This window comes from Streptomyces sp. NBC_00353, from assembly GCF_036108815.1.
Lineage (GTDB): Bacteria > Actinomycetota > Actinomycetes > Streptomycetales > Streptomycetaceae > Streptomyces.
This window is the reverse complement of the sequence record NZ_CP107985.1, coordinates 6,720,820-6,733,773: the sequence shown is the minus strand read 5'-3', so window position 1 is coordinate 6,733,773 and position 12,954 is coordinate 6,720,820. Positions and strand designations below refer to the sequence as shown.

11 protein-coding genes and 2 tRNA genes are annotated in these 12,954 nt (G+C 70.0%); 2 read left to right on the top strand and 11 right to left on the bottom strand.

What is annotated here, in order from left to right:
- Positions 1-115: 115 nt before the first annotated feature.
- The 3 genes from OHA88_RS30290 to leuS all read right to left on the bottom strand — a co-directional run bounded on the left by OHA88_RS30290 (position 116) and on the right by leuS (position 4,882).
- Positions 116-961, bottom strand: coding sequence for a DegV family protein (locus tag OHA88_RS30290; RefSeq protein ID WP_267005237.1), 846 nt, complete (start codon positions 959-961; stop codon positions 116-118).
- 139 nt (positions 962-1,100) lie between these two features.
- Positions 1,101-1,856: a hypothetical protein gene (locus tag OHA88_RS30285; protein WP_328627842.1), complete on the bottom strand. Its 756-nt coding sequence runs from the start codon at positions 1,854-1,856 to the stop codon at positions 1,101-1,103.
- A 152-nt stretch (positions 1,857-2,008) separates the two neighbouring features.
- Positions 2,009-4,882, bottom strand: coding sequence for a leucine--tRNA ligase (leuS, locus tag OHA88_RS30280; protein WP_328627841.1), 2,874 nt, complete (start codon positions 4,880-4,882; stop codon positions 2,009-2,011).
- Positions 4,883-5,344: 462 nt separating this feature from the next.
- Here leuS and OHA88_RS30275 point away from each other — a divergent pair, with 462 nt between their 5' ends.
- Together OHA88_RS30275 and OHA88_RS30270 are read left to right on the top strand one after the other, a co-directional pair.
- Positions 5,345-6,709, top strand: coding sequence for a hypothetical protein (locus tag OHA88_RS30275; RefSeq protein WP_328627840.1), 1,365 nt, complete (start codon positions 5,345-5,347; stop codon positions 6,707-6,709).
- Positions 6,706-8,283, top strand: coding sequence for an NADH-ubiquinone oxidoreductase-F iron-sulfur binding region domain-containing protein (locus tag OHA88_RS30270; protein WP_328627839.1), 1,578 nt, complete (start codon positions 6,706-6,708; stop codon positions 8,281-8,283). The genes OHA88_RS30275 and OHA88_RS30270 overlap by 4 nt, the downstream gene beginning before the upstream one ends.
- Positions 8,284-8,358: 75 nt before the next feature.
- On the opposite strand, the gene OHA88_RS30265 is transcribed toward OHA88_RS30270, so the two are convergent.
- The 8 genes from OHA88_RS30265 to OHA88_RS30230 form a co-directional block, all read right to left on the bottom strand.
- A tRNA-Ala gene (locus OHA88_RS30265) sits at positions 8,359-8,431 on the bottom strand.
- Between the two features lie 125 nt (positions 8,432-8,556).
- Positions 8,557-8,790, bottom strand: a complete 234-nt coding sequence (locus tag OHA88_RS30260; RefSeq protein ID WP_030921150.1) for a hypothetical protein — start codon at positions 8,788-8,790, stop codon at positions 8,557-8,559.
- A 3-nt stretch (positions 8,791-8,793) separates the two neighbouring features.
- Entirely contained in the window at positions 8,794-9,171 is a 378-nt protein-coding gene (locus OHA88_RS30255; RefSeq protein ID WP_328627838.1) for a hypothetical protein, read from the bottom strand.
- On the bottom strand, positions 9,162-9,395 hold the full coding sequence (locus tag OHA88_RS30250) for a hypothetical protein (protein WP_328627837.1): 234 nt from the start codon (positions 9,393-9,395) through the stop codon (positions 9,162-9,164). Before OHA88_RS30250 ends, OHA88_RS30255 begins: the two co-directional genes overlap by 10 nt.
- A gap of 403 nt (positions 9,396-9,798) precedes the next feature.
- Positions 9,799-9,871, bottom strand: a tRNA-Ala gene (locus OHA88_RS30245).
- Positions 9,872-10,011: 140 nt separating this feature from the next.
- Positions 10,012-10,665, bottom strand: a complete 654-nt coding sequence (locus OHA88_RS30240) for a histidine phosphatase family protein (protein WP_030921157.1) — start codon at positions 10,663-10,665, stop codon at positions 10,012-10,014.
- The gene (rsfS, locus tag OHA88_RS30235) at positions 10,662-11,093 is read right to left on the bottom strand and encodes a ribosome silencing factor (protein WP_267005230.1); all 432 of its coding nucleotides are present in this window, start codon (positions 11,091-11,093) and stop codon (positions 10,662-10,664) included. Before rsfS ends, OHA88_RS30240 begins: the two co-directional genes overlap by 4 nt.
- A gap of 103 nt (positions 11,094-11,196) precedes the next feature.
- Complete coding sequence (locus tag OHA88_RS30230) at positions 11,197-12,948, bottom strand: LCP family protein (protein ID WP_328627836.1); 1,752 nt, start codon at positions 12,946-12,948, stop codon at positions 11,197-11,199.
- Positions 12,949-12,954 lie beyond the last annotated feature (6 nt).

Below are 12,954 nucleotides of genomic sequence, written 5' to 3'. Positions count from 1 at the left end.
ATCGGGGAGCCATGCCTCATGACGCTAGGCACATTCGCCCGAACCCGTTGAACAGCCCTGATTCCGGTGGAAAACCGACCGGTTGTGGATAACTCCCTCACCTTCACGAGCGAGATCAGCGAGGCGAAACCACTGCTCCGAGCAGACCGGGACCGGTGTGCGCGCCGATCACCGCGCCGACCTCGCTGACATGCAGATCGACGAGTCCCGGAACGCGCTCCCGCAGCCTCTCGGCCAGCCGCTCGGCCCGTTCGGACGCCGCCAGGTGGTGCACGGCGATGTCCACCCGGCCGGTGCCCGCCCGCTCGGCGACGATCTCTTCCAGCCGCGCGATGGCCTTCGACGCCGTCCGCACCTTCTCCAGCAGCTCGATCCGGCCACCGTCCAACTGGAGCAGGGGTTTCACCGCGAGCGCCGACCCCAGCAGCGCCTGGGCCGCGCCGATGCGTCCCCCGCGGCGCAGATAGTCCAGCGTGTCGACGTAGAAGTAGGCGGAGGTGCCCGCGGCCCGCTTCTCGGCGGCCACGACCGCCTCGTCCAGGCTGCCGCCCGCCTCCACCGCCTCGGCCGCAGCCAGGGCGCAGAACCCCAGGGCCATGGCGACCATGCCGGTGTCCACCACCCGTACCGGCACCGGGGCATCCTTCGCGGCGAGCAGCGCGGCGTCGTACGTGCCCGAGAATTCGGCCGAGAGGTGCAGCGAGACGATGCCGGCGGCGCCGGCTTCGGCCGCAGCCCGGTACGTGGCGGCGAAGACCTCGGGACTGGGGCGGGACGTCGTCACGGGGTGCCGCTTCTGGAGCGCCAGCGCGAGGGAGCGGGCCGAGATCTCGGTGCCCTCCTCCAGCGCCTGATCGCCGAGGACAACGGTGAGCGGCACTGCGGTGATGCCATGCCGCTCCATCGCCTGGGGCGGCAGGTAGGCCGTGGAATCGGTGACGATCGCGACATGGCGGGACATGAGCGGGAGGTTACCTGCCGGGACGCTGTCTCGGCAGTCCGACCCCGACCGAGTGATCACTTCCGATCGCTTCGGGCCGCATCCTGCCACGACCGATCACATCAGTTCGAGCCCGGGCTTTCGGCCCCGCCCCACCTGCTCAATTGGTCGTCTCGGGCCGCACGGCCTTCTGCCAGGGGTAACCGGTCTGCGCCCTGGGGTCCCGAGCTGTGAGCGCCTCCGGACCCTCCTCGCCGGTCTGCGCGCTCCGCGCCCGGTCGCCCCCACGCCCACCAGCACCACCAGCACCACCAGCACCACCAGCACCAGCAGCACCAGCAGCACCAGCACCAGCACCAGCCGAAGGCTCCTCCACCGTCCAGTGCCGCAGCGCCCCCGCCTCCACATTGATCTGCGTGTTCAGCGCCGCCAGATCGTCGTCGGCGAACTGCCGCGCCCGATCGCGCGCGGCCCACCGCAGCGACTCCGCCGAGTGCGTGATCCGCTCCGTGCGCTGCTTCAGGCCCGGAAGCAGCGACGCGACCGTCGCCCGGTCGGGCTCGCGCTCCAGCCTCTTCAGCTCGTCATCGAGCTCCCGCCCGTGCACGCTCAGTCGCTGGAACAGTCCCAGCGACTCCGACAGCGAGGCGTCCTCGGCCACACCCGCCTGCAACGCCTCCTGGGTGGCTCGCATCGACGTCCGCAGCGAGAGCCGCAGCTGTGCCAGCTCTCCGGCCACTCCCACCTGGCCGAAGCTCTTCGCCCGCAGCGTGGTCTCCTCGACCGTGCGGCGCGCCTGCGTGATCGTGCGGTCCACGCCGCGCTTCGCCGCGCCGATGACCTTGACGCTCACATAGACGCCCAGGGCCATGAACGCGACAAAGAGCAGCCCCAGGATCAGGATCACGGCTTCCATGACGCCCCTTGGATGTCGATTCGGCTGCCGACTACCGGCCCCTCCACCGTAAACGGAACGGGCAGGCCGAGGGTTCCTTCGGAACCCCTAACCTGCCCGTAAGGGAAAGCCCTCACACCGTCGTCAGCCGTTCGATGGCTAGCCGGAGACCGTCACGCAGGGACGATGTTGACCAGCTTCGGCGCCCGCACGATCACCTTGCGGATCCCGGCCCCGTCCAGCGCCGCGACCACTGCCGGGTCGGCCAGGGCCAGCGCCTCCAGCTCCTCGTCCGTGATCGACGGGGAGATCTCCAGCCGTGCCTTGACCTTGCCCTTGACCTGCACCACGCAGGTCACGGTCTCGTCCACGACGTACGCCGGGTCGGCGACCGGGAAGTCCTGGTGCACGACCGAATCGGTGTGGCCCAGCCTGCGCCACAGCTCCTCGGCGATGTGCGGCGCCAGCGGCGCGACCAGCAGCACCAGCCGCTCGGCGACGGACCGCGACAGCGGGCCGCCCACCTTGGTCAGGTGGTTGTTGAGCTCGGTGACCTTGGCGATGGCGGTGTTGAAGCGCATCCCGGCCATGTCCTGGCCGACGCCGTCGATGGCCTTGTGCAGCGCGCGCAGCGTGTCCTCGCCGGGCTCGGTGTCCACGACGGTGACCTCACCGGTCTCCTCGTCGACGACGTTGCGCCACAGCCGCTGCAGCAGCCGGTACTGACCGACGACGGCGCGGGTGTCCCACGGCCGCGACACGTCCAGGGGGCCCATCGCCATCTCGTACAGACGCAGCGTGTCCGCCCCGTACTCGGCGCAGATCTCGTCGGGCGTGACGGCGTTCTTCAGGGACTTGCCCATCTTGCCCAGGACGCGGCTGACCTTCTCGCCCTGGTGGTAGAACGCGCCGTCGCGCTCCTCGACGTCGGCCGCCGGAACCGCGATGCCGCGGCTGTCCCGGTAGACGAACGCCTGGATCATGCCCTGGTTGTACAGCTTGTGGAACGGCTCGGCCGAGGAGATGTACCCCAGGTCGTGCAGGACCTTGGACCAGAACCGCGCGTACAGCAGGTGCAGTACGGCGTGCTCGGCGCCACCCACGTACAGGTCGACGCCACCGGTCGGCCGGCCCTCGCGCGGACCCATCCAGTACTGCTCGATCGCCGGGTCGACCAGCTGCCGGTCGTTGTTCGGATCCAGGTAGCGCAGCTCGTACCAGCAGGAACCTGCCCAGTTGGGCATGGTGTTGGTCTCGCGGCGGTACTTCTTCGGGCCGCTGCCGTCGCCCAGGTCCAGCGTGACGTTGACCCAGTCGGCGTTCCGCGACAGCGGGGTCTCGGGCTGGGTGTCGGCGTCGTCCGGATCGAAGGTGCGCGGCGAGTAGTCGTCGACCTCCGGCAGCTCCAGCGGCAGCATCGACTCGGGCAGCGAGTGGGCGATGCCGTCCTCGTCGTACACGATCGGGAAGGGCTCGCCCCAGTAGCGCTGACGGCTGAACAGCCAGTCGCGCAGCCGGAAGTTGACGGTTCCCTCGCCCAGGCCCTTCGCCTGCAGCCATGCGGTGATCTTCGCCTTGGCCTCGACGACACCCAGGCCGTCCAGCGAGATCTCGTCGCTCGCGGAGTTGACCAGCTTCGCCTCGTACGAGGCGAATGCGTCGTCCCAGGTGGAGGGGTCCGTGCCGCGGTCGTCCGACGGCTCGACGACACAGCGCATCGGCAGCTCGAAGGCGCGCGCGAAGGCGAAGTCGCGCGCGTCGTGCGCCGGAACGGCCATGATCGCGCCGGTGCCGTAGCCCATCAGGACGTAGTCGGCGATGAAGACGGGCACCTTGTCGCCGCTGACCGGGTTGGTCGCGTACGCGCCGGTGAAGACACCGGTCTTGTCCTTGGCCTCGGCCTGGCGCTCCACGTCGGACTTGGCAGCGGCCTGCTTGCGGTAGGCGGTGACCGCCTCGGCCGGGGACGCGTGACCGCCGGTCCACACCGGGTGGGTGCCCTCGGGCCAGGCGGCCGGAATGATCCGCTCCACCAGGTCGTGCTCGGGCGCCAGCACCATGTAGGTGGCGCCGAACAGGGTGTCCTGGCGGGTGGTGAAGACGGTGATGTCCCCCGCGCCGTCGACCGGGAAGTCGACACGCGCGCCCTCGGAACGCCCGATCCAGTTGCGCTGCTGCAGCTTGATCGCCTCGGGCCAGTCCAGCCCGTCCAGGTCGTTCAGCAGCCGGTCGGCGTAGGCGGTGATGCGCATGTTCCACTGGCGCAGCTTGGCCTTGAAGACGGGGAAGTTGCCGCGCTCCGAACGGCCGTCGGCCGTCACCTCTTCGTTGGCCAGTACGGTGCCCAGCCCCGGCGACCAGTTGACGGGCGCGTCGGAGGCGTACGCCAGGCGGTACTGACCCAGGACGTCGGCGCGTTCGACGGCGCTCAGCGCGCTCCAGTCACGGCCGTCCGGGGTCGGGCGCTCACCGTTCTCGAACTGCGCGACCAGGTCGGCGATCGGCCGGGCCCGGTCCGCCTCGGTGTCGTACCAGGAGTTGAAGATCTGCAGGAAGATCCACTGGGTCCACTTGTAGTAGTCCGCCTCGATCGTCGCGAACGAGCGGCGCTTGTCGTGGCCCAGCCCCAGCCGGCGCAGCTGGGACTTCATGTTCTCCATGTTGGCCTCGGTGGAGGCGCGCGGGTGCGTACCCGTCTGCACGGCGTACTGCTCCGCCGGCAGGCCGAAGGCGTCGAAGCCCAGGGTGTGCAGCACGTTGTGCCCGGTCATGCGCTGATGACGGGCGAAGACATCGGTGGCGATGTAGCCCAGCGGGTGACCGACGTGCAGGCCCGCACCTGAGGGGTACGGGAACATGTCCATGATGAACTTCTTCGGCTTGGCGGCCAGTTCCGGATTGTCCGCCAGATCGCCGGTCGGGTTCGGCGCCTCGTACGTGCCGTGGGCGTCCCAGAAGTCCTGCCAGCGTGCCTCGATGTCGGCAGCCATTGCCGCTGTATAGCGGTGCGGCGCAGCCACCTCGGATGCGGAATTCGTCTCGCTCATGATCCTCAAAGCTCCATCGATCGTCATCTGCCAGCGCTTACGGAAACGAAAAAGCCCCTCGCACAGGAGGGGACGCCGCGCCGATTCCAACCAGGCATTCACACCGGTCGGGACTGATCAGCGCGGCTCGCTAAGCAGAAGGCGTACGGCACGCATGGCGTCAGGGTACCGCACAGGCCCGGAGCGCAGCCCGGCGCTGCCGCTCCGTGGACAACGACGGACGACGGAGCCCCCGGAAAGGCCCGAGGAACGCCCCGGGAGAAGCCCCGGGAAGCGGCAGCGGATCGTCCGCAAGGCTCCTGCCGGGCTTCCGTGAGGCAGCGGCGGAACGTCCGGGAAGCGGGGGTTACTCCGCGTACCGCCCTCTATTGGGGCAACCGCTCAAACCCCGTACTGGCCGGTATGGAGCGACTTAGCATGCCGCAACGGGACCGCTTTGCCGAACAATTCGGAGTCGCCCCAATGAACCCTCATCGCAAGATCCGCTCATCCCCCACCTTGAGCGCCGGACCGAACCGCTCGGTACAGGGCGGGCTCACCGTCGCCGTGCTGGTTCTCATCCCTCTGCTCGCCGTCGCAGGGAGCGACGACTTGCGCGCCGCACTCGATTTCACCACCGGTGTGCTGTCACTGGTCTCGCTCACCGCCGCGGTGGCCTGGGGCCTGATCGCCACCGACCGGCTGTTCCTGTCCTCACGGCAGCGCCTGCTCGGCCAGGGCATCCACCGGGCCGCTGCCGCCGCCTCGCTCGGCTTCCTGCTCCTGCATGTCACCGTGAAGGTCGCGCTCGGACATGTGGCGCTGCTCGGCGCCGTCATACCTTTCGGCCTCGGTGTGCGTGGCACCGCCGGGCTGATCGGTTTCGGCTCGCTGGCGGGCCTGCTGATGGTCGTCGCCGCCGCGACCGGCGCGCTGCGCAGTGCCTTCGCCACCCCGGGCCGCATAGCGGGCCGCTGGCGCGCGCTGCACGCACTGTCCTATCCGGCCTGGTGTGCGGCGCTGATCCACGGTCTGTACGCGGGCCGGCCACCCGCGACCTGGGTCGTCGTGATGTACAGCCTCTGTCTGGTCGCGGTGGCCGCCGCCCTGTGCCTGCGGCTGCTGCCGCCGACGACGAAACGCCGGATCACCGGTCTGATCGCCGCTCTGATCAAGCCGGACGCCCTCCTCTCCGAGCCGGATCCGGCGCTCCGCGAGTCCCCGCTGCCCGGCGCGGAGCGCGTACTTCCGCTCGGGCGGGAGGAACTGGGCCGGGAGGAACTGCGCCGGGAACGTGCCTACGGCGGGCTCGGCCGGGACGAACTGGGTCGCGACGAGCTCGGGCGGGAGCTGCGAGGGACCCCGTTGCCATCGTCGTTCGACCGCCCGCGCACGCCTCTCTCCGCACCCGCCCCACCGCTGTACGAGGCTCCGTACGAGACTTCGTACGAGGCTCCGCCCCGCAACGCCGACCGTCTGGCCACGAGCCCCGACACCGGACCCGTCGGGGGCACAGGACCCACCCGTACAGGCCCCGACCCCGGAATCTCCGCCGCCTACCGTGCTGTCTCGCGGGCCGCCGAGAACGCGGTCCCGGTCCCCGGGCCGAGCCCTCAGCAACCGGCCGGCCGCTGGCCCGCTCCCTCACCGGCACCACCGGCCCAGGCGCAGACCCAGACGTTCCGTCCCCCGTACGAACCCGCCCAGGAGCACCCGTACGACCCGTACGGAACCGACGTGCCGACCGGCCCGCTGCCCGCCGTCGACGAGACCGCACCGCTACCGGGGCCGCTCTATCCGCCCCCTGCCGGAGAACCCTGGCAGGCACCCGCAGGAGACCGACCGTGAACCTCCCCCTCCCCGACGTGCCCGAAGTCCGTGTCGTCGGCCTCCCTCAGCTGACCACCGGCTTCGACCTGGTGGAGCGGCTCGACCTCGCCATGCATCTGAAGGTGCACGGACCGCTCGAACCGATGACCGGAGAGCGCCTGGCCGAACTGGCCGAAACCATCTCGCTGCGTGGCCGCGGCGGTGCGGGCTTCCCCTTCGGGAAGAAGCTGCGTGCCGTCGCCAAGGCATCGATCCGGCGCGGGGTACGCCCCGTCGTCGTGATCAACGGCAGCGAGGGCGAGCCGGCCTGTCGCAAGGACACCGTCCTGCTGAACCGCGCACCGCACCTGATCCTGGACGGCGCCCTGCTGGCGGCGGAGGCGCTCGGCGCCCGCACGCTGATCGTCGCCGTCACCCGTAACTCCACGGAGATCTCCATACGCAACGCCCTCGCCGAGCGTGGCCTGTCCGACCGGCGCGGACAGCAGCTGCGCGCCCGGGTGGTGCGCACCCCCGAGCGGATGGTCTCCGGCGAGGCCTCCGCGGTCATCAGGGCGGCGGGCGGCGGCCCCGCGCTGCCGCCGGGCCGTCGCGAGCGGGCGGCCGAGTCGGGCGTCGGCGGCGCCCCGACACTGCTGTCGAACGCCGAGACATACGCGCAGCTCGCCGTCGCCGCCCGGATCGGCGCCCGCCGCTACGGGCACACCGGACTGCCCGACGAGCCCGGCACGGTGCTGCTCACCCTCTCCGGCGCCGTCTCGCGCCCGATGGTCATCGAGGTGCCCACCGGTGTGCCCCTGCGGTACGTACTCCAGCTCGCCGGCGCGCCGCCACTGCCCCAGGGCGTGCTGACCGGCGGCTACCACGGCAACTGGATCGATGCGATGGCCACGCACGACGCCGTCGTCTCCCGGGCCTCCCTGGCGGCGGCGGGCGGCGCGCTGGGCGCGGGCGCGATCCTGCCGATCGGGCCCGAGACCTGCCCGCTGGGCGAGTCGCTGCGGATCGCGAACTGGCTGGCCGCCGAGACCGCGGGCCAGTGCGGCCCCTGCAAGCTGGGGCTGCCGGCCGCGGCCGGCGGACTGTCCGACGTGCTGAACGGCGGCGGTCCCGCGGCCCTGGAGGCGCTGCGCGAGGTGACGCAGGCGGTGAAGGGCCGGGGCGCCTGCAAACATCCGGACGGCTCAGCCCGCTTCCTGGCCTCGACCCTGTCCGCGTTCACGGACGATCTGGCCGCGCACGTCCTGGACGGCGGCTGCGGCCGGGAGACGGTCGGGGTACTACCCCTGCCCGCGCCCGGCTACCAGGACCTGGAGGAGTCCATTCCGAGCGGCGAGAAGCTGGCGGTGGACTGGACACTCTGCAAGGGTCACGGGCTCTGCGCGGACATCGTCCCGGAGCTGATCAGGCTGGGCCCAGACGGTTATCCCGCGCTCGCGGACGCCGCGGTTCCGGTGCATCTGCGAGGGCGTGCGCAGCGCGCTGTGCGCCGGTGCCCCGCGCTGGCACTCCGTATCGAGCAGGCACCGGCGGAACGTCCCGCGCTGCCGCCGGCCGCCGGCCGCAAGGCTCTTGGCAGCGGCCGTAGTTGACCTGCACAAACAAGCCCTGCACAGACAGGAAGCGGGTCATCCGATTCGGATGACCCGCTTCCTGTTACTTCACTGTGGAGCTAAGGAGAATTGAACTCCTGACCTCCTGCATGCCATGCAGGCGCTCTACCAACTGAGCTATAGCCCCGTGCTGTTTTCCGCCCGGTCTCCCTGGCGACATCGAGAACATTACACGGTCACCCCGGCCCACCACCAAATCGATTCCCCGCGGTGTCGGTATGACCCGATTCGGGAGAGTCGCCGGCGTGACGCTCAGGCGGTGGCGAAGGAGTAGAAGCGCTTGAGGGTGCAGTGCTCCTCCAGGAGCCGCCCGTAGATCGGCTCCCCCTCCAGTTCCCGATATGTCTCGATCGGGTCGCCTTTTATGATCAGCGCCCGCGCGCACTCCTCGCACCAGTACTGGTACTCGAGGTTGATCGGGTCCATGTCCCTGACGATGGGCGTACCGCTGCCGCACCAGTCGCACTTCCGCCTGTGTGCACCCATGAGTCAGCCGACGCCGCCTTCGGGGAACTCGGAGACCTCGGGGGCTTCGGACACTCGGGAAACTTCGGGAACAAAGGGCAGGTCCGCGACCTCGTGGCGGCTCGCAGGCATCGCGCGCTCCCTCCCGTTCGGTCCGTCTCCCCCTCCGGCGGTCCGATTCTGCCATGGCCCCGCAAGGGGGTCAGCCCTGCGGAGAATCGACCGGCTGCCGACGCCGTACAGACCTGCCGACGCACCCGCGATCGCGGCCATCAGGAGCGCGAAGGCGCTTACCCACAGCGCGCCCGCGGACCCGTGCGCCCCTGGCGTATCAAGGCGGTTGAGGAAGAGCGTGCCGAAGGTCGCGACACCGATCAACTGGCCGAGCTGGGTCACGGCCACCAGCACACGCTCGCATCGGCGGCGCCCTCCGGCCGTACGGCGGCGGGCGCGCCCGGCAGGGTGGAGCCGAAGCCCGACACCAGTCCGGCCCCCAAGACGACGAAAGCGAGATACAGCCCGATTTCGCCCTCCCCGCCGTCGCGCATCACGAGCCCGACAGCCACTGAAGCGACAGCCACCAGGACGAACCCGCCCCGAACCAGGACCTTTTGTGGGATCCCCACCGCCGCACCCACGCCCTGAACCAGCCGGAAGGCGATCAACTGCCCGGTGCCCGAAGCCAGTCCGCAGGCGAACGAGGCGGCAGTGAAGACCGCGAGCGACGAACTGCAACCCGGTGCCGGACGCGCCGAGTTCGGTACGGATCGTCGGGCCGGCGACATTGACGATGAAGGTCGCGATCACGGCGACAGGGATCCGCAATGGCGTGGACGCTGTTCACGGTGGCCGAGAAGATCTGTCCCGTCGTGCACCGGCCCCAGGGCCTGCGGGCTGGCGGAGTGCCGGATCGTGGCGTACACCCCGGCGGACGAGGAGAGCGGGAGCCGGCGGCGCTGCGCCTACGCCGTGAGGAGCGAGCCCGGAACGCAAGGATCCCGCCCCCTGACGGGGACGGGATCCTGATTGTGGAGCTAAGGAGAATTGAACTCCTGACCTCCTGCATGCCATGCAGGCGCTCTACCAACTGAGCTATAGCCCCGCTGTTCGCTGTGTTTCCCTGCGTTTCCGCGCTGCGAACAAGAAGAACTTTAGCCTGTGACCAGCCAGAAAGTGAAATCCGGCCGACGCCGCCCGGAGGCGGCCTCCGGCCACCGAACCGGCGCGCCCCGAAGAGGCGCGCTAGGCGTCGTCGCCGAGCACGGGCTCGGGCAGCGTGCCGGCGTTGTGCTCCAACAGGCGCCAGCCGCGCGCACCCTCGCCCAGCACCGACCAGCAGCAGTTCGAGAGTCCGCCGAGCCCTTCCCAGTGGTGCGCTTCCAGGCCGAGCAGCCGCCCGATGGTCGTGCGGATCGTGCCGCCGTGGCTGACCACGACGAGCGTGCCGCCGTCGGGCAGCTTGTCGGCGTGATCGAGCACGACGGGGGCGGCCCGGTCGGCGACCTCGGTCTCCAGCTCGCCACCGCCGCGCCGCACGGGCTCGCCGCGCTTCCACGCGGCGTACTGCTCGCCGTACTGCCGGACGATCTCCTCATGAGTGAGGCCCTGCCAGGCACCCGCGTAGGTCTCCCGCAGCCCCGCGTCATGGGCGATCTCCAGCCCGGTGATCGCGGCGAGCTCGGCGGCCGTGGCCGCCGCCCGTCGCAGATCGGAGGCGACGATCGCGTCCGGCTTCAGCGAGGCGAGCAGCCGGGCGGCCCGATGGGCCTGCCCGACGCCGGTCTCGGTCAGCTCGATGTCCGTGGACCCCTGGAACCGGCGCTCCAGGTTCCACGCCGTCTGACCGTGTCGCCAGAGGACGATCCTGCGGCCCCTGCCGCTACTGCTGCCGTTCAGCTCAGGTCACCTTCCGTGCTGCCGGTGAGCTGGGCGTGCTCCTCGGCCTTGCCGCGGGTCTTGACGGCGTCCTCGGGGAGCGCGATCTCGGGGCAGTCCTTCCAGAGGCGCTCGAGCGCGTAGAAGACACGCTCCTCGCTGTGCTGGACGTGGATCACGATGTCGACGTAGTCGAGGAGGATCCAGCGGGCGTCGCGGTCGCCCTCGCGGCGCACCGGCTTGACACCGAGCTCCTTCTGGAGCCGCTCCTCGATCTCGTCGACGATCGACTTGACCTGGCGGTCGTTAGGGGCCGAGGCCAGCAGGAAGGCGTCCGTGATCGACAGCACGTCGCTGACGTCGTACGCAATGATGTCGTGCGCGAGCCGGTCGGCGGCCGCCTGAGCGGCGGCGTTGATGAGCTCGATGGAGCGGTCCGTGGCGGTCACAAGCAGGCTTTCGTCGGCGGTCAGATCAACCTCTAGGGTCTCACGGACCGCCGACAGCCCACGCAGCGATCTTTCGAAGATCGTTCAAGGCGCGGAGCCCCGACTATTTGATCTTGTAGTCCTGGCCGAGGACAACGGACACATCGACGTTCGCGGCAGGCTTGCCCTGCTTCACCGCGCTCGCCGGCAGGCCCAGGGTCTTGGCGACCTGGGTCGCCTTCTCCTTGTCGGCCGCCGCCTTGTAGACGACCGCGGACGACACCGCGGTGTCGGTGCTCCCGCCCCCGACGAAGGCATAGCCACCGTTGACCAGCCTGATCCGGGCGGACTCCGTGCCGTCCTGGTTCCCGGTGCCGTTCTTGACACCGACCCGCACGGCCGCGTCCTGGTCCGGGGCCTTCACCGTGCCGCCCAGGATGTCCTTGACGACGCTCTCGGTGGCCGCGTCGGTGAGGGTGCCGTCGGGCTGCACCGGCAGCAGTGCCGTCTTGTAGTCGCCGATCTTGGCGTGCTCGGCGAGCTTCGCGAGGGACGCGCCGAGGTCCTTCTCGGGCAGCGACGGGTCCAGGATCTGCGCCAGCGTCTGCACCGTGACCGTGGCGGCCTTCGGATCGTCCGAGATCTTCCGCAGCACACCGCGCATGACCTGGCCGAACCGCATGAGCTGCTTCGTCTCGGCCTCACCGGGGCCCCGGTAGGTGGCGTACGCAACGGCCATCTGGCCGCTCAGGGTCTGCGCCTCGCCCTTCTTGACCAAGGGCGACGCACCCTTCTTGGCGTCCGGCACATCGATGTCCGTGTCGACCTCGATGTTGCCGACCAGGTCGACGAGGTTCTCCAGGTACGGGGTGTCGAGCCGCCACGTGCCGCTGATCTCGGTGCCGAGCAGTGTGTCGATGGACTCGCGGGTGCCGTTGGAGCCGTCGTCGTCGACGGACTTGCCGAGGGTGGTCGTGCTGCCCTCGTCGTCGGCTACCGCGAGCGAGTTGGGCAGCAGGACCGTGGTCCCCTGCTTGGTGGTCACGTTGTCGACGAGCAGCGCCGTGGAGGTGCCGCCCTTCTTGGTGTCGTGCAGATGGACCACGATGACGTCTCGCTTCTGCGGGCCCGTCGTCGCGGTGTTCTCCTTCTCCGAGCCACCGAGGCCCGGTATCTTGCCCGCGGACCAGAGGTAGCCGACACCGCCGACCACGACCAGGGCCACCACGACGATCAGCGCGACCATCCGGTTGCGGCCGCGGCGGCGCGCCTCCTCGCGCCGCTCACTGCGGCTCTCGGTGAACTTCAGCCAGTCGATGACGTCTTCGGAGTCCTCGTCGGGCTCCTCGATGAAGGAGAACTGCCCGGTGCCGTAGTCACGGTCCGCCCGGCGCTGCTCGGGAACGACCGTCTCCGGCTCGAACTCCGGCTCCCGCTCCCGCTGCTGCGGGGTGGGCGCCGGGGCGGCCGTCGGTGTGGGGGCCTGCTGCGGGATGTTCCACTGCGCCGTGGTGTCGACCGCGGCCGGCTGCTGGCCGGTGTCGTAGCCGTATCCGTCGTAGCCGTAGGCCTGCTGCTGAGACTGCTGAGACTGTTGAGGCTGCTGGGAGGCGTATGGGTCGTACTGCTGAGGCTGCTGAGGGGGCTGGGACTGCTGCGGGGGCTGGTGCTGGATGTACGGGTCGTATCCGTATCCCGGCTGCCCCTGCCCCTGCCCCTGCTGCGCATACGGGTCGTACTGCCGCTGGGGCTGCTGGTGTTGTTGCTGCTCCTGCTGCTGCCCGGGCTGCTGATACACCGGCTGCCCGTACTCGTCGTAGCCGACGATCTGCGGCTGCGGGTAGTACGGGTCGTACGGGTTCTGTCGGTCGTTCACCGGTGC